Origin of the sequence: Pseudoalteromonas sp. R86517, from assembly GCF_042466295.1 — a bacterium.
Classification (GTDB): Bacteria; Pseudomonadota; Gammaproteobacteria; order Enterobacterales; family Alteromonadaceae; genus Pseudoalteromonas; species Pseudoalteromonas atlantica.
On the sequence record NZ_JAXHCB010000001.1, the window covers coordinates 2,782,856 to 2,803,805 of the forward strand.

19 protein-coding genes are annotated in these 20,950 nt (G+C 36.6%); 1 reads left to right on the forward strand and 18 read right to left on the reverse strand.

All coding sequences use genetic code 11. The features are described from left to right. Nucleotides 1-595: 595 nt before the first annotated feature. Complete coding sequence (gene rfaH, locus SJY38_RS12700; RefSeq protein ID WP_377109914.1) at nt 596-1,078, reverse strand: transcription/translation regulatory transformer protein RfaH; 483 nt, start codon at nt 1,076-1,078, stop codon at nt 596-598. Between the two features lie 528 nt (nt 1,079-1,606). Between rfaH and SJY38_RS12705 the strand changes: the two genes are divergently transcribed. Further along, nucleotides 1,607-2,986, forward strand: coding sequence for an MBL fold metallo-hydrolase RNA specificity domain-containing protein (locus tag SJY38_RS12705; protein WP_377109915.1), 1,380 nt, complete (start codon nt 1,607-1,609; stop codon nt 2,984-2,986). A 75-nt stretch (nt 2,987-3,061) separates the two neighbouring features. On the opposite strand, the gene SJY38_RS12710 is transcribed toward SJY38_RS12705, so the two are convergent. From SJY38_RS12710 to pseC, 17 genes are all read right to left on the reverse strand, one after another. Beyond that, on the reverse strand, nt 3,062-4,045 hold the full coding sequence (locus SJY38_RS12710; protein ID WP_377109916.1) for an IS110 family transposase: 984 nt from the start codon (nt 4,043-4,045) through the stop codon (nt 3,062-3,064). Nucleotides 4,046-4,412: 367 nt separating this feature from the next. Further along, nucleotides 4,413-6,347: a nucleoside-diphosphate sugar epimerase/dehydratase gene (locus SJY38_RS12715; RefSeq protein WP_286741977.1), complete on the reverse strand. Its 1,935-nt coding sequence runs from the start codon at nt 6,345-6,347 to the stop codon at nt 4,413-4,415. Nucleotides 6,348-6,510: 163 nt separating this feature from the next. Continuing rightward, nucleotides 6,511-7,686 (reverse strand): DegT/DnrJ/EryC1/StrS aminotransferase family protein, encoded by a 1,176-nt coding sequence (locus SJY38_RS12720; protein WP_286741979.1) that lies wholly within the window; start codon nt 7,684-7,686, stop codon nt 6,511-6,513. A 16-nt stretch (nt 7,687-7,702) separates the two neighbouring features. Beyond that, the gene (locus tag SJY38_RS12725) at nt 7,703-8,353 is read right to left on the reverse strand and encodes an acetyltransferase (RefSeq protein WP_377109917.1); all 651 of its coding nucleotides are present in this window, start codon (nt 8,351-8,353) and stop codon (nt 7,703-7,705) included. Next, on the reverse strand, nt 8,346-8,945 hold the full coding sequence (locus SJY38_RS12730) for a sugar transferase (RefSeq protein ID WP_286741983.1): 600 nt from the start codon (nt 8,943-8,945) through the stop codon (nt 8,346-8,348). Before SJY38_RS12730 ends, SJY38_RS12725 begins: the two co-directional genes overlap by 8 nt. Beyond that, nucleotides 8,938-10,164 (reverse strand): glycosyltransferase family 4 protein, encoded by a 1,227-nt coding sequence (locus SJY38_RS12735; RefSeq protein ID WP_377109918.1) that lies wholly within the window; start codon nt 10,162-10,164, stop codon nt 8,938-8,940. Before SJY38_RS12735 ends, SJY38_RS12730 begins: the two co-directional genes overlap by 8 nt. Nucleotides 10,165-10,301: 137 nt before the next feature. Further along, on the reverse strand, nt 10,302-11,075 hold the full coding sequence (locus tag SJY38_RS12740; RefSeq protein WP_286741985.1) for a glycosyltransferase: 774 nt from the start codon (nt 11,073-11,075) through the stop codon (nt 10,302-10,304). A 13-nt stretch (nt 11,076-11,088) separates the two neighbouring features. Beyond that, the gene (locus SJY38_RS12745) at nt 11,089-12,162 is read right to left on the reverse strand and encodes an EpsG family protein (RefSeq protein ID WP_286741986.1); all 1,074 of its coding nucleotides are present in this window, start codon (nt 12,160-12,162) and stop codon (nt 11,089-11,091) included. Nucleotides 12,163-12,175: 13 nt separating this feature from the next. Further along, nucleotides 12,176-12,979, reverse strand: a complete 804-nt coding sequence (locus SJY38_RS12750; protein ID WP_286741988.1) for a hypothetical protein — start codon at nt 12,977-12,979, stop codon at nt 12,176-12,178. Nucleotides 12,980-13,142: 163 nt separating this feature from the next. Further along, nucleotides 13,143-13,658: a DapH/DapD/GlmU-related protein gene (locus tag SJY38_RS12755; protein ID WP_286741990.1), complete on the reverse strand. Its 516-nt coding sequence runs from the start codon at nt 13,656-13,658 to the stop codon at nt 13,143-13,145. Continuing rightward, nucleotides 13,655-14,914, reverse strand: a complete 1,260-nt coding sequence (locus tag SJY38_RS12760) for a lipopolysaccharide biosynthesis protein (RefSeq protein ID WP_286741992.1) — start codon at nt 14,912-14,914, stop codon at nt 13,655-13,657. The genes SJY38_RS12755 and SJY38_RS12760 overlap by 4 nt, the downstream gene beginning before the upstream one ends. Beyond that, entirely contained in the window at nt 14,911-16,320 is a 1,410-nt protein-coding gene (locus tag SJY38_RS12765; RefSeq protein ID WP_286741994.1) for a hypothetical protein, read from the reverse strand. Before SJY38_RS12765 ends, SJY38_RS12760 begins: the two co-directional genes overlap by 4 nt. Before the next feature lie 30 nt (nt 16,321-16,350). Next, nucleotides 16,351-17,400 carry a pseudaminic acid synthase gene (pseI, locus tag SJY38_RS12770; RefSeq protein ID WP_377109919.1) on the reverse strand — a complete coding sequence of 350 codons (1,050 nt, stop codon included), beginning with the start codon at nt 17,398-17,400 and terminating at the stop codon, nt 16,351-16,353. 1 nt (nt 17,401) lies between these two features. Continuing rightward, on the reverse strand, nt 17,402-18,043 hold the full coding sequence (locus tag SJY38_RS12775) for a formyltransferase family protein (protein ID WP_273001964.1): 642 nt from the start codon (nt 18,041-18,043) through the stop codon (nt 17,402-17,404). After that, nucleotides 18,037-19,104: a UDP-2,4-diacetamido-2,4,6-trideoxy-beta-L-altropyranose hydrolase gene (gene pseG, locus SJY38_RS12780; protein ID WP_377109909.1), complete on the reverse strand. Its 1,068-nt coding sequence runs from the start codon at nt 19,102-19,104 to the stop codon at nt 18,037-18,039. The genes SJY38_RS12775 and pseG overlap by 7 nt, the downstream gene beginning before the upstream one ends. Next, a complete protein-coding gene (gene pseF, locus SJY38_RS12785; protein ID WP_256846625.1) occupies nt 19,101-19,784 on the reverse strand; it encodes a pseudaminic acid cytidylyltransferase in 684 nt (227 codons plus the stop codon). Before pseF ends, pseG begins: the two co-directional genes overlap by 4 nt. A gap of 2 nt (nt 19,785-19,786) precedes the next feature. Beyond that, complete coding sequence (gene pseC, locus SJY38_RS12790; protein ID WP_377109920.1) at nt 19,787-20,947, reverse strand: UDP-4-amino-4,6-dideoxy-N-acetyl-beta-L-altrosamine transaminase; 1,161 nt, start codon at nt 20,945-20,947, stop codon at nt 19,787-19,789. Nucleotides 20,948-20,950 lie beyond the last annotated feature (3 nt).

Consider the following 20,950-nt stretch of genomic DNA (forward strand, 5'->3'; position numbering starts at 1 on the left):
GATCCTTTGCAAATTTGTCACCTTGGAATATAGACTAATTATTTAAGTTGCACATATTTTGTTCGCCACTTGTGCATTTGCTTGCTAGCTTATTTAAGTTACACATTAATTACCACCGAGAGCACAGAGGCGCTGCGCGCTACACTGAGGAAACATTCTATTTTTATAGTATCTCCTCCTGTACTTACCCTTGCCTTCTCTGTAGTGATAATAATGTTCTCTTTATTTATCAATTAGGTAAAAATTCAACCGCAAAACAATCTGACCACCGAGAGCACAGAGGCGCTGCGCGCTGCACCGAGAAGTTATTAGCTTTACTAGCTCTTCTCCTTGTATTCTCTGTGGTGATAATAATGTTTTATTTTTTATCAATTAGTTAAAAATTCAACTTACAAATTTTTTGCTTGTCTAGCCCTTCGGGCACGTTCCAGTTCGTCGCAGAGCTCCTCTCGCTCCAGCTTGAAAGCAAAACTTTTTGCTTGTCAAGCCCTTCGGGCACGCTTCCGCCCCTAGGTTGCAGTTCCTACGTACTGATATTTACTTAATTTTTGCGGTATAAAGGCACAACGACGCTTTAACCTTTTGCCTTTAACTTTTACTGCCTAATATCTTTATTATCGACACTTACTTCAACTTTTTGATTAAGTAAGTTAATAAGTAAAATACTGCGCATGTCGCCGTCAGGCTCTTTGTATATTGCTGTAACATTATTAAATGTATTGTTATGTACGCTTACAGCGTCGCCTGCTTTTGGTATTGTTGATTCGGCTAATTCTGTGCGCTCACATTTAAGCTGTTCTATAAGGCCTTTTGGCACAACCTGGTAATGAGCGCCATAAGTTACAAACCCACTAATTCCGCGCGTATTTTTTACAGCAGAAAAGTTACCGTTTTGAGACTCTAAGCAAATAAATAAGTAGCTTGGGAATAGAGCAGACTGTTTAACAGTTCGCCTGCCTTTAATGAGTTTTTCTGTGGTTAATTTTGGATAAAAAACTTCAATGCCTTGATTAAGTAAGTTGGTGGCTGCTCGCTCTTCTTGGCGAGGTTTACATGTAACTAAATACCAACTTTTCATAGCAATCCTTACTACATACACAATTGCAACAAACACAACATTATTTTTAACAGCGCGCAATTATAAACAGTTTAGGTTTATTAAGTAAATAGCCTTTAAGGTAAATGCATACTTACTTTGTTAACAGCAGCAAATGAATTTATTGTTCCCGTTGGTGTTTATATAGACTAAGTCTAGCTTAAAAACATGTGAGTAGCAGTGAATTTGGCTCGCGTTTGACATACTGCTTTAACGCGGGGTAAAGCCGCTGTTACGGTGCTCCTGTCTAAAACACCGCGCCCTCCTAACCTCTTTGTGTATTAATGTTTTTATTTTTTGCACATAGAGGAATAAAAGAGAAGTATATAAGGTAACTCACTAGTAGCAGCGAGTTTACCTCGCGTTTGAACTTATTGTTTTAACGAGGAATAAATCCTAAATGCGCCAGCAAGCAAGGCGACTACAATAGCAACTCAGTCAAATTTTGCTTAAACCGCTGTTTAACTCTACCTTTAACTTTACCCTAAAAAAAACAAATATAGATACCCTATGCAAATACCTCACCACGGAGCGGTAAATGGCGTGACTGGCTCGTGCCACGAATTAGTTATTAATAGTATAAACAGCGTGCTAATAGATTGCGGGCTTTTTCAGGGAGAAGACGCAAAAGATGATTTATCAATAGAGTTTGATATTGCGCACATTAGCGCGCTTATTGTTACCCATTGCCACATTGACCACGTGGGGCGCATTCCTTATTTATTAGCAGCCGGTTTTAAGGGGCCCATTTATACTACGCCTGCCTCGGCTAGTTTGCTGCCACTAGTGATTGAAGATGCGTTAAAGGTAGGTGTTACTCGCGATATAAAAATTATAAATGCCTGCCTTAGCTTGCTAAATAAGCAGATAGTAGCGGTTAATTTTAATACTTGGTTTACACTGCCTTGCGCCAAACAGCAAATAGCTAAAGCGCGGTTTCAGCGTGCTGGACATATATTAGGTTCAGCCTATGTAGAAATAGATGTTGGCATTAATACAAAGAATAATAAAAGCCATAGAGTTGTGTTTTCGGGCGATTTAGGTGCCCCCTACACGCCGCTGTTACCGGCTCCAAAACCTCCTTATAAGGCCGACACATTAGTTATAGAGTCAACCTACGGTAATAAAAATCATCAAGGCCGAAAAGAGCGCACTCAAAAACTAAAAAGTGTAATTGAACGCGCAGTAGCTGATAACGGCGTAGTGTTAGTGCCGGCATTTAGTATTGGCCGCACACAAGAGCTACTTTACGAGTTAGAACAGCTAATACATCAATCAGCTAAAGGATCTCCTTGGCGAAGTATTCATGTGATTTTAGACTCTCCCATGGCTGCCAATTTTACAGAGCAATATAGTAAGTTTAAACACTTATGGGATGCAGAAGCTAAGCGCAAAGTAGCCAAAGGCCGCCATCCGCTAGACTTTGAAAACCTAACCACGGTTGATACGCATAGCGAGCATATCGCTATTATTAATTATTTAGCGTCGCGACAAACACCTGCCATTATTTTAGCTGCCAGCGGTATGTGCAGTGGCGGGCGAATAGTTAATTACCTTGAGCGCTTTTTACCTGACAAATCAACCGATGTATTATTTGTTGGCTACCAAGGCCGAGGGACGCTTGGCCGCGATATACAAAAATATGGCCTCCGCAATGGGTATGTTTTTATAAACGATACGCGTATTACAATTAACGCACAGGTGCATACCATTAGCGGTTACAGCGCGCATGCCGATCAAAACGGATTAGTTAAATTTGTAACCGGCATGCGTAAAAAGCCAAGCCATATAAAAATTGTACACGGCGATGAAGACGCAAAGCGCGCATTAGCAAGTAAATATAAAGAGGTGTTGGGGGAAGGTGCTAAAATTGAGATAGGTAAGGGGTAAACACAGAGCTTATTCGAAAATATGTGTAAATACCCGCGTAGATACCATCTCTCATTTTAAGCTTCAAGGTCGTACTTAACTTTCTTGGAGCTTAAACGCTTCTTGGTTTTTTATTACACCAAAACATATATGAATGAGCTTTCTCATATTCGCACACACAGCTTGCATCGGTGTTTTACCGTTATTTATTAATGTTAACTTGTGTCGTTTTATTCTTTTATTCCATTGCCCAGCGACAATGGCTGCCATGTAGAGTTTACAGCGAATTCTGGCTGGCCCAAGTTTACTGATTGTTGTTCGCCCTTTTAATTTACCCGATTCATTGTACCGTGGGATTAATCCACAATAAGCTGCTGCTTCTTTGGCTTTATTAAACTTTTTAGCCGCAAACAAATATGTCAGCTCTCTCGATAATACAGGCCCAATGCCAGGTATAGACTCTAGTAGTTTCCTGTTTCTTTTTAAACCAGGCTCATTATCTATGTGATCATCAATGTCAGATTTAAGCTGTTTAATTTCGTCATCTAAAAATGCGATAGTCACTTTTATCGATTGGCGAACACGTGCTGAAACGTTGCTGAATTCACTTGCTTCTAATCGGTTAGCTTCTCGTTGCCGGTTACTCTCAAGCGCATCTAAACGACGGATAAGGGCTTTAAGCTCTCTAACTTCTAACGCTTCAGGTTGCCAATAATCAACGACTACGTGCTTTGCACAGCCGTAGTGGGCAAGCATCGTTGCATCAGATTTGTCTGTTTTATGAATTATGTTTAACGCGTCAGCATACTTTTTCGCTTTGCCTGTATTCGCTAAAATAATATTAAAGCCTTGCTCATGTAAAAAATACATCAGTGCTTCATGATAAACACCCGTTGGTTCGAGGGTGATAACGAGCTCACTAGCAACGCTTTTAGTTGTATTTAAAAGCCATTTTTCTATTTTCACAAAGTCTTGATGCTTGTTTTTAAAGACTTTTGTTTTAATCTTGTTTGTAAGCTGGTCTCTCAACCACGATAAATCAATTTTCTCTTTACTAATATCAATGCCGATAAACATCATCTCTACTTACTCCCCTTGTACATACAGCATCTACTTAAATAAAAGTGTGCTTGGATACCATTCAGTTTGTGAGAATAGAAAGTCAGGGCTTTATCTACGGAGCAGTATTAAATACTAGGCGCAAAGGCAAGCTCACTGACTTCGATGTGATAAATGATAGCTAATCATTTATCAACGAGAGATACAAGGCGCGAAGCTTGCTCACGCAATTTTGGTTAATATGATGCAAAAGCAGTGCTTTTAATATGACAGTAAGTAGGGTGTCTATAACACAATAAATATATACCGAACGTAAAAGTACATTTATGCGTTAGGTTAGCTCAAACAAATAGGCTGCAAATTATTAAACTATTGCAGCCTAGCCATTTTAAGAGCCGCTTACGTTGGGTAAAGCGGTAACATTGGTTTGGCTATTTTGTTTTTCTTGCCAGTTTAGGTCACATATACCATCCGTTGGCGAAAAAGCGGTAGGCGCTTGAAGTAATAGCTTACGTATTTGAATATGATCAGATTCATCACATGCAGCTTTAAGCTTACTTAAAAGTGGCTCTAGCTCATGCCACGGCATTTTTATTTCTTGTGCACTTAAGATTCTTGGGTGATCGGTGCCAGTAACATTGTCGCCAATTAATAGCTCTTCAAAAAGTTTTTCGCCAGGGCGAAGGCCTGTACATTTTATTTCTATATCACCATTTGGACGCTTTTCGTGCTTAACTTCCAGCCCCGATAAGTGAACCATTTTAGTTGCTAAATCTTTAATTTTTACTGGCTCACCCATGTCTAACACAAATACATCACTGCCTACACCCATGGCACCTGCTTGAATAACAAGCTGAGCAGCTTCAGGTATGGTCATAAAGTAGCGTGTAATATCTTGGTGAGTTAATGTTATTGGGCCGCCTGCTTTAATTTGTTTTCTGAATAATGGCACAACAGAACCAGATGACCCTAATACATTACCAAAACGTACCATTGTAAAACGTGTAGTATTTTGAACCTCAGACAACCCTTGCAGCACAAGTTCAGCCATGCGCTTTGTAGTGCCCATAATATTTGTTGGGCGCACTGCTTTATCGGTTGATATTAAAACAAACGTGTCTACTTTTGCGTTTATTGCTGCCGTCGCTACATTGTAAGTGCCGTAAATATTATTGCGAACACCTTCAACTACGTTGTGCTCTACTAATGGCACATGTTTATAGGCGGCTGCATGGTAAACCGTTTGCACGTTAAAGGTAGAGAACGTTGATTCAACCAACTTTTTATTTTGTATTGAGCCTAATATTGGCAACACTTCTATATTTAAATTATTTGCGTTGCAGTACTCCGATAGCTCTTTTTCTATTGCATATAAAGCAAACTCCGAAAGCTCAAACAGTACAATTTTTGTAGGCTTATTTTTAACTATTTGTCTGCACAGTTCAGAGCCAATTGAGCCACCCGCCCCTGTTACCATTACCACTTTATTTTCTATATTCGCCGACATTAGATCCTGTCGAGGCTGTACAGAGTCTCTACCTAGTAAATCGTCTATCTCTACATCTTTAACTTCGTCAAGGTTAGTCGTGCCTGAAACAATATCAGCCATGCCAGGTATGGTCATTACTTGTAGCTTGAACTTTTCTATTGCGTTAAGCACCTCTTTGCGACGGCTTCTTGAAGTGCTTGGCAAGGCAAGTAAAATTTTATTGGCACATTTTTGTTTGGCTAGTTCGGCTATTTGCGAAGGTGCATGCACACATATACCCTGAATTAACGATAAATGCTTTTTAGGATCATCATCAATAAAGGCAACAGGTGAATACTCTGGGCCATTAGCTAAGGCAGTTGCAAGTTGGCGGCCAGCAGAACCCGCGCCATATATAATGACCCCTTCTTTACGGCGCATTGTAATTTGCCCAACAACTGCTCGAACGGTAAGCCTTGCTCCGCCTACAAATAAAATACAAAAGCTTGCGTATATAAATGGCACAGTACGTGGTACAGGGGCACTTAAAAAGAAAGATAAAACGGTTAAGTAAACGGTAGAAAGTACAACACCTGCAATAATGGCCCACATAGCTTGGGTGTTCATATAACGAAGTACGGCCCGGTATAAGCCAAGCTTAACAAAACTGAACAAGCTAAGGGGTAATACTGTTGCCAGTAGAATCCATGTGTGTATATTTTTTAAAACAGCCGTGCTATCTAACCTTAGTAAAAAGGCTAACCAAAAAGCAACAATAATAAAAATGCTATCTACAACAAGTGATACAACTCTTTTTTGGGGGCGAGGTAAGTTAACTAAGAATTTTAAAAACACAATACATTTCCCTGAAGCTAGCAGTGATACTGCTATTCTATTGATTACAATTTTACTACAAGATGAACAACTATTGCACTTAATAGTTAAAGACTATATGCAAAAGATTATATAGTCTTTATGTATTTGGTTACTTTTTGTAAATTTGTGTATGAGAGTTTGGTTATAGTGAGGCGATTTCTAAAACTTCTTTTATAACTTTAGCTGTTAATTGGATCTCTTTTTTCGACAAAGTTGGATGTACTAGAAACATAAGAGCCGTTTCTCCTAACTCTACAGCATTCGGTAAGCGCTTTTCCGGCCGCCAAGGTGTGTTATCGAAAGCTTTTTCAAGGTAAACCTCTGAACAACTTCCCTGAAAACACGGAACACCACGTTCAGTAATTTCGTTTACTATACGGTCGCGATTCCAACCATCAGCTAAATACTCAGGTTTTATAAACATGTAATGCTTATATTCAGCGTGCTGTATGTGCTTTGGAATATTAACTAATCTTACACAATTAAAATTACTTGCTGCTTTGTCTAACTGTGCAGCGTGTGATTGGCGTTTAGCAGTCCAATTATCCATTCGTTTTAATTGTATACGCCCGATAGTAGCTTGCATTTCTGTCATTCGCCAATTAGTGCCAAAACTCTCATGTAGCCACCTAAAACCAGGGGGGTGCTCTCTGTTATAAATAGCATCAAAGCTTTTACCGTGGTCTTTATAACTCCACATAGTTGACCATAACTCTTTTGAGTTAGTCGTTACCATGCCGCCTTCACCGCCGGTGGTCATAATTTTATCTTGGCAAAAGCTCCATGCGCCTATGTGGCCTATACTTCCAACAGAGCGACCTTTATACGTAGCCCCGTGCGCTTGTGCACAGTCTTCAATTACATAAAATCCATGCTTTTTACTCAGCGCCATTATTTCGTCCATTTCGGCTGGCATACCCGCTAAATGAACAACAATAACTGCTTTTGTTTTTGGTGTAAGCACTGCTTTTATAGATTCGGCAGTAATGGCCTGGCTATTTAAGTCAACATCAGCAAAAACAGGAGCGGCGCCAGATGTAACAATACTTGAAGCAGATGCTAAAAAAGTACGCGGAGTAGTTATTACTTCATCATCAGCACCTACATTTAATGCTTTTAAAGCAATGTCGAGTGCTAGTGTGCCGTTACCCAAGGCTATGGCATATTCACTATCAGTCCATGTTGCAAATTCTTTCTCAAATTCACGCCCTTCAGTGCCCGTCCAATAATTTACCTTATTAGATAAAATAACACGGCTAACTGCATCAGCCTCTTCTTGTGTAAAGCTTGGCCATGGAGAAAATGGGGTATTTAACATTGAATTCCTATAAAATTTAAAAGGCTTGACTGTTTTCTGAAACTTTAACGCAAGGGGACCCATAAGCAGTTACATCAGATGATATATCTTTAACGACCAAACTACCTGCACCAATTAATGTATTATCACCAATATGGATGAGTTGTTTTACTTTACTGCCAATACCTAACCAACTAGCTCGACCAACGCTAACTCCTCCGGCTAAGGATGTGCCCGGACAAATATGAGTGAAGTCGCCTATTCTACAATCATGCTCAATTATAGCTGAAGTATTAATTATACAGCCTCGGCCTACTACTGCAAAGGCGTTAATAACAGCGTTAGCTGCTATAACAGAGCCTAAGTCTATTTGAGCATATTTACTTATAACTGCAGTTGGATGAATGAGCACAGGAAGCATGTAGCCATTTTTGGCTAGCGTTTTTATTTTTACTTCTCGCGTATTATTGTGACCTATAGCAACAGCAACATTTATGTTAGTGCTAGGTACATTAAGTAAATCTGAAAATGTACCTATAACAGGCCAATGCTCTATGTTTTTTTTATTAGGGTATGCATCATCATAAAAGCTAACACTAAAGCCTAGTTGCTCTGCAATATCAGCTATTACTTTACCGTGGCCACTAGCCCCTAAAATAGCCAAAGTTTTAACCGTTGCCTTAATCATTACTAGAACCTTTAAAAGGCTCAATAGTTACGTGCCCATCAGCACTTATTCCTTCACGCACAAATACTTTTTTTACCGTTAACAGTAATATTTTAATATCTAGCCAAAAACTTTGGTTATCAACATACCAAACATCAAGTGTAAACTTTTGTTCCCAGCTAATTGCATTACGCCCATTAACTTGCGCCCAACCGGTTATACCTGGGCGAACATTATGTCGGCGTGCTTGCTCTATACTATAAAGAGGTAAGTACTGAACTAATAAAGGTCTAGGGCCTACAAGGCTCATGTCGCCTTTAATAACATTAAACAAGCCAGGTAGCTCGTCCAAACTGGTAGAACGTAAAAAAGCACCAAACTTAGTCATTCTTTCGTTATCAGGAAGCAAGTTACCGTGCTTATCTTTTGCATCGAGCATGCTTCTAAACTTCATCATTTTAAACACTTTACCGTTTAAACCAGGGCGATCTTGCGTAAACAAAATAGGTGAGCCCAATTTGATTCTGATTAACACAGCAACCAGTAATATAACTGGAAGTAAAATCAAAAATACAATTATTGAAACCGTTAAGTCAAAAAGATATTTAATCATTAATAGCATCCTGTAGCGTTTTCTCGACTCTTGTAGCCATAATGTCTCTAGAAAAATGTTCATAAGCTAGTGTTTTACAGCTATTCACGGCTGCTTCGTAATCAGATTTACTGTCAAGAAATTCACTAATAAGCATACTGGATGCCTTGTAATCATCCGCCTGTAAAACTAAGCCACACTTGTGTTCTTTAATGAAGTCTTTTTGCCAACCACCGTAATTAATTGCGATGGGCGTTTTTGAAGCTAGTGCATCAAACAGCTTATTTGCAGAATTATGCCACATCTCTTTTACTGGACCGAATAATGACAAAGATAAGTCTGCGGCAGATAATAAACGAACTATTTCTGTTTTTGGTACTGGGTCAAGAAAGTATAGATTTTTATTGTAAACACCTAGCGCTCTTGCTTCGCTTATTATCTTCCCTTTTTCCATCCCGTCACCAATTGCTACAAAACATAAATTTGGATTAGAGTTCTGCGCAGCTTTTGCCAAGCCTACAATATAGCTCACATTATTAATTAGACCGAATGTACCCGTATATACAATAAGTTTTCTACCATTAACAAAACCTAACTTAGATTTTAAATAATCGATGCCAACATCTTCACTAACATCAAACAAACTAGTATCACAACTATTTGTAGCAAGGGTTACTTTGTCAGGTGAAATTCCATGCTTTATTATACCATCACACATACCTGGTGAAAGGCCAATCAACCTGGTTGAATTTTTATAGGTATATTTTTCTAACCATGTTGCAAATTTTATTATTAATTTATTTTTTATCACTCCAGCAGCTACAGGCAATTCAGGCCAAAGATCGCGCACCTCAAATACTAGAGGCCTTTTTTTGCACTTAGAGTAAATCACACCTGGTATTGCAATAGTTAAGGGTGTACTTGTAGCAAAAACTACATCGGCTTTGATAGAAAAAGATTTAACTGTTGAGCTTACTGAAAACCTAATAAATTTTAAAATTCGCTTAAAAAAACTATCTTTATTTGAATATGCTAGATGTAGAACGTGTAGTTTTATACCTTCAATATCTATAAGGTTCCAACCATGGTTTAGATTATAGTTTTCTGAAAAATAAGCCGAGCTAGTAATAAATGTAACATCATGACCACTTTTAACTAGTCGCTTGGCCATTTCATAAGATCGCGTGCCAGCATTTGACTCAGGCGTAGCAAAGTATTGATGTAGATATAGGATTTTCATTAGTTATCCTGTTTATAGATTTGTACTGATAAGTTTGACATTAATTTTATAAAAGCCAGAACTTAATTACATAAGTGATTAATTACACATGGGAATAATCTTTAGTAAAAATTATTATGGCTATATAATGCTTAAAATTACCTTTTAAAATAAGTTCTTAACATTAGTATTATCTTTCTATAAAAAGACAATTCAGCAGGAATGTATATAGCCCATCTAATCATTAGAGGGAAGCTAATATAAAACGGGTAAAAACGTAATAAATAACCGCGTGCAGAAAAGCGTCCTTTATGATCAATCTCTCTACCTTCAAGTTCTGTGGTATGAAAACATGTAGCTAAATCTAGATATTTTACCTTTGCATTGGACTGAAATAAATTTAATACAAACTTATTTTCTTCACCACAAGGAAGATCTGTACCCAAGCCCAAATTTGTATCAAATTTAATATTTTTATCGTTTACAAATTCTCGCCGTACGACTATTTCAATTGAAGATATTTTTAACGAATTGGTTAATCGATGAGTTTCATGAAAAGTATAATTTTTATAAAATTCATTTTTATTTTCTAATGATTTTACTTTAATAAAAACAAGATCGTTCCTTGATTCTGAAAGAGTTTCCAAAAGTTTCTGTAGAGCTTCAAATTCTATTTTTATGTCATCATCTTGAATCCATAACCATTTATTTTTATTTTCTTTAAGTAGTGTGTTTCGACTGCGGCTTAGTCCTGACTCATTAGTTTTTAATACTTTTATTCTTTCAGAGATAACTATAGCCACATTCTCTGGTTCTCTTTGAGAACAAATTAAAAAATCAATACTAGGATCAATTTTTTTAATATTATCCTGTATATATATAATCAACTCACTCAAAGAAGAAGCGACGGTTGATATGCCTATTGTTAACATGGAAGCCTTGTAATTAAAAATAAATTTTACCCAATATATTATAAGGTATGTATTGTTCTGCATTTGTTATTTTGTAAACAAAAAAAACAACAATCAACGATACTATAAACAAATAAACGAGTTTGCCTCCTCCCTTAAATATACGCATCAAGTAAGTCAAAAGAACTATATTCGTTATGTTGAAAATAATAACAAATCGATCACTTAAATCCTCAAACTGTAAAAACAAAATACTTAAGATAAGACCAATAAAACTCAGATTGAAAAATAAGTTGTAATATTCAAACCTTTTTTCTAACCTTTTGTAATAATATAATAAAATAAAGAACATTAAGGGCTTTTCTATGAATGAGAAAGAAAATGGCTTTGGTTCTCCAGAGGAAACATATGATTTAAAAGCATAAAGAATAATATTCGAACTTGGCAAGGCGTCAGCTAGTAATTTAATTATATTGATAGCCTGTAAAAATATAGAACTCGCTAAGATCAAAAAAAATACGCGGGGACTAAATTTTTTGTGTACAAAAAAGTACAAAGGTAATACAGCAATTAAACTAACATGAAATGTAATTCCTATTATATTTAATAAAAAGTAACCATAAATGTTTCTACTTTTAATGTACCGTATGGAATATAAAAATATTGCTACAGCAATACCTTGCCTCAAAAACATCATATTAAACTGAAAATAACCATATCGCATGTATAGTAGTAATGCAAAAATGGTCATTGGTGTATAAATAGATACACTTTTGTACGTTAATCCAATTGTAAATAATGCAGTGACCACTAGAAAAAAATTAAAGTCTTCAACGAAATAATGAATAATAAAATTATAAGTCAAGTATCCCTTTTCTAAGCGGCTATTATCTGAAAAGTAATTAAATAAGTTAGATAGATATTCAGGCGCATCATAAAACACCTGATGGTACACTTCCCAATCAGGCTTCGCACCAACCTCATGCCTTAAACCAGCAAACAGAGCTAGTACAAGAACAAGAAAGTACCCTAGAAAACTATAATCTTTTTTTGCTATAGATGAATATGAAAACAAAACAACAACAGCAATAAGAACTATATAAATCATTTACAAGAAGTCACTATTCATCGAGTTTTAAATCTAAGATCAATCTTTCATATAAAGAGTCTTTATCAAAAACTGAATTTTTATCTAAACCTTCTCTTCTCAATTGTTCATTCCATAAATGTACGGCTTGAGCCCCATCCAGGTTAATATGCTCTTCACTAGCAAAAAATATATGCTTCCAATCAGCGGATGGAATTGGATAATATTTTTGGATTGGTGCAGCAAAATTAAGTAAACTACCTTTTTTCACAAAGCCTGTAAGTGCTTTTGGGCCGGTAATTCCCCATGGTAGATATGAAAAATCCCCTCTTCCCCATGTCCTTCCTATAAGTTTTCTTATTAAGAACTTAAAAGTATCCCATTTTGTAAATTGAAATGGATTATTGCAGTAGTTGCTTAAATTAGAAAATAACTTATTACCCGATTCCTGAGTTCCAATTACGGCATTGTTTATATAAGTATCATTTTCAAAGCCAAAATCGAGCTCGTTTTCAATGTAAAATGGAGATAAACAGATAACGTCCATATCAACCCAATAGGTATTGCTACACTTTAAAAGCATTTCATATCTAAAGTGATTTGCAAAACCTGCGTAACTTCCCTTTCCCTTGCCAGTGACTGCTCCATAAGTGAATATTTTATCTCTAGGGAGTATTGAATTAGCGTCTAGTACTTCCACACCTTCAGGTATGTTTAGCACTTCATCATAAGTATACAAGTACACTTTATGCCCTGCGCGCAAAAAAGACGTTAAACACACTCTCTCTAATCTAGATAAAGATCCACCGATCCATAATGATCTTATTTCTGCCAACACTATATCTATACCTTTTTATTAATTTCGTGGCTTTATTACAAAACGATAATGAATAATCGACTAGTAATTCAAATATACCTTTGATAATAAGGTATTGCTTATTAAAATACTTAATATCTTAATACTCATTAGCAATGGTTAAATAATTAAGCCAAATAATGCTCTAATTAAACTTCTCTTCGTTTTTAAGCCTAAAGTAATGCTCAGAATCTCTATGACTAAAAACAACAGCAGGGTGTCCGCCTGCAATAGCGAGTGTAGGAATATCAGATACAACCACACTACCAGCCTGTATTACAGCCCCTTCACCAATTTTAACCCCACCTAAAATAATAACTCGGTTTCCTAGCCAAACGTTATCGCCTATTTCAATATCCTTTAAAATATAAGTATTGTCATAAGGTAGGGCTCCGCCATTAATATTATGGTTTTGAGCTATCATCATGCACGACGACCCCGAGTGGAAGTTATCACCTATTGTAACCCTGCCCCCACCCGAAATTTGCATTCCATTAAAATGACAATTGCTTCCCAAATATGTATTTCCATTGAAGCTGCTTTTATAGTTGATATTAGGCAGTTCTTTAAAATAAGAAATTTGTTTAAGCGCTTTTTTGGTGTAATATTTTTTTCTGAAACGGCATTTTAATTTGCGCATTAAGTTTAATATACTTTTCATTTTAACTCTCTTAGCCCCCATGGCATATGAAATAGTTTTGCACTGACAATCCATGTGCAGATAAACTGCCAGACATTTGCAATCAAAAAGGAAAATCCCGCCCCAATTATACCGTAGTGTGGTATTAGAATTAATAACAAAGCAATATTAATCACACCTGAAGAAATAGTTACATATGATAAGTATTTGGTTTTCTTTATATAAAAGATATAATTCGTTACCATAAAGTACATGCCTAGAAAGATTTGCCCTGCGATAATAAAGGGTAATACTTCAGCAGCTTGGTAGAACTTTTCACCTACTATAAGTTTCAATATCGTAGGAGCAATAAAAAAAGATAGTAACGCCATTAGAATTAAAAAAACAAAATATATATATGTTTTTTTAACAATCGATATTTTTTTATTAAGGTCATTTTCTTTTAGCTGACCAAACAACCAAGGAGAGTAAGCTTTGTTAATACTATTGAAAATAATATTTAAAGCATTACCTAAGCTAAGAGCTACCATGTAAATACCCGTCATCTCCAAACCTAGCTCTTTATTTATTATTAATCGGTCAATAGAGAGTAATAAAAAACCGCCTAGCACATGCGGTATAAGTGGCACACCAAATGATAAAGCATATTTAATATCATTTATATTATATTCAAATGTAACTAGCTTATCTTTACGAAGAATTATGTAAGATACAAAGCCAATCATTGTACTTGTTATAACAATTGCGAAAACACGTCCATCTGAACCTAATTTAAATAAAATAACAAACAATAAACTAAATAATAAAACAACGAGTGCATTCGTGATTTGAAGTAGACCATACGACTTTGCTCTACCTCTAATTTGCCATTGCCCTAAGCGTATATTTAATATAAAACTAAAAAAAACACTTAATATGCCTAAGTAAAGCCAAGTCGTTGGAATGCCTAAATATGCAGCTAAAAAATTATCGATAAAAGCTAAAACAATTAAAAATAAACTCGTACTCGCTAATAATATAAAAAAGCAATTACCATTGAACCTTGCAAGTTCAGCTGGAATAATATTTTCATCAAAGAAACGGCGATTAGCCGCGCCATGTACACTTAGACCAATTAAAGCAGCTAAGGCACTAGTGAAAATGATAAACATAGCAATTTGGCCGTATTCTTCAGGTGTAAGGTAACGAGTTAGAATAGGCAGTAATATAAAAGGTATCAAGGCACTTGCTATAGAGCTTAATACATAGATTGAACTACTTTTGAAGAAACCACTCATGATTGTCTTATGTTATAAAGTGTATAAAAATTTGATTTAGATAGTTTGAACAAATCATTAAAACTTTCATTGGTTAAGATTTTTTTTATTAACTCAGCAGAAAGCTCTCCCTCTTGATGCTCCCACTTTGTCATATATGTTGCGCTATATTTTTTTACCGCTTGACTACGCTTTTTAGAAGAGCAATAAATAACCCCTTCTTTAATAGACTGTTCAATATTATCTAAATTTAAAGGGTATACTAAGCCGTTTTTTTTATACTCATAATAATCAGACATATCTGCATCAGAAGAAAATTCATAATATAAGGTTGCCTTTCCTGCTAATGCAGCTTCTAGGTGAATACTAGAATTAGCTGACACTAAGCAATTTATTGAATTAAAAAAAGAGCTCAAACTATTTGTAGTTGGATCGCACCACTGAATTTGGGTGTTAGTAATAATAACCGATAACTTTTTTAAAAAAGAACTCGGTTGAGATGGGTGTGTTCTTACTAATATTTTATTTCCGCAGTCAACTAATCTTTCAATCAATACTTTTAAGTAATCGAAATCATCCAACATGTTGACAGCTATCCCTAAATCAAAAGCACCATTTACATCCTTATTTATGTTTATTAACTTTTTTTGGCCACTTAAAAAAACGTTAGAAGGAAATATAGATAAACCAGGTAGATTATCAGCGCACATTTTATATGTTTCATAAGCTATTTCACCATCAAGTAAGGCATAATCGTACTGTAGGGGGGGAAATAACTTCGAAACGGACGCGTGTTGCATATATAAAGTTTTTATATTTAACATTTCACATACAAGGCGTAAGCACCTATTCGCGCTATTATGGTCGTTAGATAGTATGACTAACTTTAGATTCCCTTTACTCGATAGATTACTTAACGTTCTGATAAAGTATGGTAAAAAGGTATAACTCTGACAAAGTGCAGAAAAAAAATAATTTAATTCGAAATTTTTATTTGCTTTCTTTAATTTTAAATAAAGCCTCGGTGATTTCATAAAAAAAGTACATACGCTAATTAAAAAATCAAATATATTAATTGATAAGTCATTACTTTTCCCTTTAACAACTTTTGACGTAATTAAATTATATGCGATATTCAACCTATCTAATCCATTTAAGGTTGAGTAAAGGCTATTATATTGATTATTAGTCCCAGCAAATACTAATACCTCATGATTACTATTTAAGTTTTCTTTCCTAAAACGAACTAATTTTAATAATGAATAAAAATATAAACATATTTGTGGGATTATACCCGGATGATTAGACTTCAACCTTTTATAACTATCTAAACTTTCGAGCTTGGTTCCAAAAAAATACGCCAAAACACACTCATCTTCCTTAGTTAAACAAGTATTCATCAATTTAAAAGTTTTTATTATGTTCATTTTACTTCAACAACACTGAGAAATAATACTTCACTTTACGAGCTCATGCGAAAGAGCTGTCCCTGAAGGAATACTTGAACTAGCTATTTTGCCTATAACATCACATAAATGCTTTGGCGCTAATCCATAACCTGGACGAATGCTTCTTACATTTTCATGCGTAAATAACTCCCCCTCAGCAACATCTTTTACTACATAAAGTGAGCGCCTAAATACCATATTCCCTTTTTCACTCTCTTTACGCTCATAATTCACTTTACCTGTGGCTGCCCAAGCAGTTTTACTATCATCACATAGCTGCTTTAGCTCTGGTTCTTCAAGTGAAAAACTGTCATCTGGGCCACCGCCATTTCTATCAAGTGTTACATGCTTTTCAATCAAGCATGCGCCTAGCGCAACAGAAGTAATTGCCGTCGTATTATCTATTGTATGGTCTGAAAGGCCTGTGAGCACATCAAAACGTTTTGCCATATCTGGTATAGTAGCTAAATTGTAATCACTTGCGGGTGCAGGGTAACCACTTACACAGTGCAGCACGACTAGCTCTTTACACCCTGCATTTTTTGCAGTTTCAACCGCTTCACGAATTTCTTCTTCGTTTGCCATACCTGTTGAAATAATCATTGGTTTACCTGTCTTCGCGACATATTCAATTAACGGTAAATCAATCGCTTCAAATGATGCTATTTTATAAGCGGGTGCGCCTAACTCTTCAAGTAAATCAACGGCTGTAAAGTCGAAAGGTGAGCTAAAAATTGTGATACCTAACTCTTTTGCTTTTTCAAAGAGAGGCTTGTGCCACTCCCATGGCATGTGTGCTTCAGTATATAAATCATATAATGTTCTACCATCCCACAAACCACCTTCAACTTTAAATTCAGGCTTATCACAATCAATTGTTAATGTATCTTGAGTATAGGTCTGTATTTTTATAGCATCAGCGCCACAACGTTTGGCCATCTCTAGTATTTCAAACGCTCTGTTTATATCCCCATTATGATTAGCCGATAATTCAGCTATGATATAAGGAGTAAAGTCAGGTCCAATTTTTTTTCCGTCAATTGTAATAAACTCATTCATACTAATACTTCTCTATTTTAATTTTATACTTGCAGCCGTTTTTATAAAAATAGGCCGGAAATCGCTCAGGATCACATACTCTAAGCAAGTTAAATTGCGACTCTAGGGATTGACTAATATCTACTTCACTATCTTCAGGGGTGCGCTTGCGCAAATAATTTGTTGCGCTCTCATCTTGAAGAACCGGCGCAACTGAGTCTACATTTTCACACGCCCATGTGATTAATTGAAGTTCAGCGGCAAAGAGCTTTTCATTAATTTCATCATAGAGCTCATTACCATCCAGTGGTATGCGTAGCTTTTTCCATATCGCTCCTGTATCTACTTTATCTTCTGCTTCAAGTAGCGATAAGGTTAGCTCGTTAGCGCCATTTAAAATAGCCCAAATATGTGGACTCCACCCTCTGCCCTTTGGTAGGTCGCTCGCATGAAGTACCAGTGTATGCTCAAAAAAATCGCGATGCTGCTTTTTGACTATTTCGCTGCATGAAATTAAAAAAAGCAGCGTACCGTTTCTTTTAATTTCATTTACTGATGTTAGTATTTCAATATCGTAATGCTGCTGATTAACTTCTTCCCACAGCTTCAATGCTTTAAAAACTGGGTGTTTTGTATCTGAACAAAGTAGAGTCACTTTTAGCATTGTTCCATAAACCTTTTTAATTGCTTTAATGCTCTATCGCACCCCAAGCCATCACACAATGCAAAGTTGTGTGCTCGATAGTTTTGCCATTGCGATAGTATTTCTTTTAACGAGGCGACAAGGTCACTTTTTATATTTTCAAGCTCAACAACTTTTACCGCGTTGGCAGATTCTAATTGCAGTGCAATAGTTTGCTGGTTATCGGCAATAGGTACTATTATTGATGGTATACCTAAACACGCTCGCTCCCATGAGGTTGACCCTGGCGCCCCTACCATAATGCTATACTTAGTCATAAACTCAGGCATATTATCCACAAAGTCGACGTGATTTACCCAATCACTATTTGTGTTAACAAAGGTTTTTACTACCTCATAATTTGGTGAGCGTTTACTAAGTAGAACCGTAGTTAGAATCTTCTCTTCTAAGTGCTGCAGTGCAACTAATGCGCTTAGTGAAGCATTCGGAAGATCAACTCCCCCCATGCTTATTAAAATAGTATGTTTATTAGGCTCCCCCTTGTGAAGTAGAGTCTCTCGTGAGCACCTAAAGCCGGGTTTTAATAAGGCATAATCGGTACCGGTAAGTGCTAAGCAATCACGAAATTTTGTATACTCTAACGCATCTCGATTCAATGTTTGGTCAAGCACAATATCTGCCTCATGCTCCCTTACAAGGTCATCTATAACCATTAAAGTACAGGATAAATGCTGTTTAACTTGCTTGTGCCATTTTATATTAATCCCATAATGGTCAACAATTACCAGGTCCGCATTTTCCACTTTATATATGAAGTCCTGAGAGTCTTCTATTTCACTAACTTGGAGCCATGCAGCATAATCAGCCGAGCTTGTAGGTGTTTGCCAATAGCTAGGTTGCATTAAGTCTATTACCGAAAACCCCTTGCTTGAGATAAAATCATTTAAGTCTGCGACTTGAGCCCGCGTAGCAAATAAAACACTATATCCATTACCCCTAAGAGCCTCAGCTAAAACTAAGCAACGCATTACATGCCCACTACCAATATGTTGGGATGCGTCGACCCTGAACACAACTCTCATTGAAGTGCCTTATAGAGTGCCTCTGCTAGCTCCCAATCTTCATTTGTATCAATATCTTGAACGCGTTTGCGTGGTAGCAAAACAGCTTTCGATTGAGGTGAAAAAAAGGGTTTGCGTTGTAAAAAGGCACTTTTGGTACCCCAGTAGAATTGCCCAGCGTCATGATATGCCTCTTCGAGATCTTGCGAGCGTGTATTTAAATGTTCTGGCTGAAACATTTCAACACGTTGCTCATCACTAAGCTTTAAAGCCCTTTGAATTGGAAAAGGAAAACTTGTTGCACTGAAGGCATAATCTATCTTCGCAGATGTTAGTTCATCCAACCCTTTTTGAATAAATTCAGGAATTAAAAAGGGTGCTGTTGCATAAATACAACATACGTTTTTAACGGCCCAGCCTTGTGATTCCGTAAATTCAATAGCATGCTTAATTACATCAAGCGTCGTCGCATAGTCGTCTGAAATATTGTCAGGGCGTATAAAAGGCACTTCAGCTCCATGCTTTATAGCAACCTCGGCTATTTCGGCGTCATCTGTAGAGACAATTATTTTATCAAAGCACTGACTATTTACCGCGGCTTCTATTGAATAAGCAATCATAGGTTTACCATGAAACGCTTTAATATTTTTTCGAGGTATACGCTTGCTACCGCCACGAGCTGGGATTATTGCAATATTCATTACTAGGCTTCTAAAATGAGTGATAGTTTACTAATAACTTCGTCCTGTTGTTCTTGGGTCATACCGTGGAACATTGGTAATGAAATTGCATTACTATAGTAGCTTTCAGCATTAGGGAAGTCGCCTTGCTTAAAACCCATTTTTTGATAATAAGGCTGCAGATGTACTGGTATATAATGCAGGTTTACACCAATACCATTTTCTCTTAGCGCGTCAAACACTTCTTTATGCGTTTTACTAATTTCATTTAGGTTTAAACGAATAACGTATAAATGTAGGCCTGAATATGTATTAGGTAATTGATAAGGTAAAGTTATAGGTAGCTCAGCTAGCTTTTCGTTATAACGTTTTGCTAACTGATGGCGTGCAGAAACAAAATCACCTAAGCGACTCATCTGCGAAACACCAAGTGCAGCTTGAAGCTCTGTCATGCGGTAGTTGAAGCCTAAATCAATTTGCTCGTAATACCAACCACCATGTGAAGCATTTTCCATCAGAGCTTCGTCACGTGTTATACCATGGCTGCGATAAAGCGCCATTTTATCAGCAAGCGCTTTACTATTTGTTAAAGCAGCTCCGCCTTCTGCCGTGGTGACTATTTTTACCGGATGAAAGCTAAACACGGTGATGTCACTGTATACACATGAGCCTATGGGTTGCTCTAAGTAGCGTCCGCCAATTGCGTGTGATGCATCTTCAATTATTTTAAAACCATACTGTATTGATAACGCATGGATAGCTTTCATATCACATGGCTGGCCACATAAATGTACAGCAACTAAAACTTTAGGTAATTTACCTTCTTTTTTAGCTTGTACTAATTTTTGCTCTAATGCCTTTGGACAAAGGTTGTAAGTAGCTGGATCAATATCTACAAAGTCTACCGTGGCACCACAATATAAACCACAATTAGCTGAAGCTACAAACGTGATAGGTGTCGTCCATAATATATCACCTTTCCCCAACTCAAGCGCTAAGCAAGCAATATGCAAAGCTGACGTAGCGCTATTAACGGCAAGTGCATAGTCTGCACCTGTCGCTTTCATAAGTGCATTTTCAAACGCTGGAACTTGTGGCCCCTGTGTCAAAAAGCTTGACTTTAAAACGCTTACAACAGAATCAATGTCTGCTTGAGTTATATCTTGCTTTCCATACGGTATCATTTT

Bases quoted from the DNA above. Each gene is read 5' to 3' on its own strand.
- SJY38_RS12740 (WP_286741985.1), bottom strand. From the start codon at position 11,075: ATGTTAACAATAGGCATATCAACCGTCGCTTCTTCTTTGAGTGAGTTG.
- pseI (WP_377109919.1), bottom strand. From the start codon at position 17,400: ATGAATGAGTTTATTACAATTGACGGAAAAAAAATTGGACCTGACTTT.
- SJY38_RS12710 (WP_377109916.1), bottom strand. From the start codon at position 4,045: ATGATGTTTATCGGCATTGATATTAGTAAAGAGAAAATTGATTTATCG.
- SJY38_RS12775 (WP_273001964.1), bottom strand. From the start codon at position 18,043: ATGCTAAAAGTGACTCTACTTTGTTCAGATACAAAACACCCAGTTTTT.
- SJY38_RS12725 (WP_377109917.1), bottom strand. From the start codon at position 8,353: ATGATTAAGGCAACGGTTAAAACTTTGGCTATTTTAGGGGCTAGTGGC.
- SJY38_RS12760 (WP_286741992.1), bottom strand. From the start codon at position 14,914: ATGAGTGGTTTCTTCAAAAGTAGTTCAATCTATGTATTAAGCTCTATA.
- pseG (WP_377109909.1), bottom strand. From the start codon at position 19,104: ATGAGAGTTGTGTTCAGGGTCGACGCATCCCAACATATTGGTAGTGGG.
- pseC (WP_377109920.1), bottom strand. From the start codon at position 20,947: ATGATACCGTATGGAAAGCAAGATATAACTCAAGCAGACATTGATTCT.
- SJY38_RS12730 (WP_286741983.1), bottom strand. From the start codon at position 8,945: ATGATTAAATATCTTTTTGACTTAACGGTTTCAATAATTGTATTTTTG.
- SJY38_RS12765 (WP_286741994.1), bottom strand. From the start codon at position 16,320: ATGAACATAATAAAAACTTTTAAATTGATGAATACTTGTTTAACTAAG.
- SJY38_RS12735 (WP_377109918.1), bottom strand. From the start codon at position 10,164: ATGAAAATCCTATATCTACATCAATACTTTGCTACGCCTGAGTCAAAT.
- pseF (WP_256846625.1), bottom strand. From the start codon at position 19,784: ATGAATATTGCAATAATCCCAGCTCGTGGCGGTAGCAAGCGTATACCT.
- SJY38_RS12745 (WP_286741986.1), bottom strand. From the start codon at position 12,162: ATGATTTATATAGTTCTTATTGCTGTTGTTGTTTTGTTTTCATATTCA.
- SJY38_RS12755 (WP_286741990.1), bottom strand. From the start codon at position 13,658: ATGAAAAGTATATTAAACTTAATGCGCAAATTAAAATGCCGTTTCAGA.
- SJY38_RS12705 (WP_377109915.1), top strand. From the start codon at position 1,607: ATGCAAATACCTCACCACGGAGCGGTAAATGGCGTGACTGGCTCGTGC.
- rfaH (WP_377109914.1), bottom strand. From the start codon at position 1,078: ATGAAAAGTTGGTATTTAGTTACATGTAAACCTCGCCAAGAAGAGCGA.
- SJY38_RS12720 (WP_286741979.1), bottom strand. From the start codon at position 7,686: ATGTTAAATACCCCATTTTCTCCATGGCCAAGCTTTACACAAGAAGAG.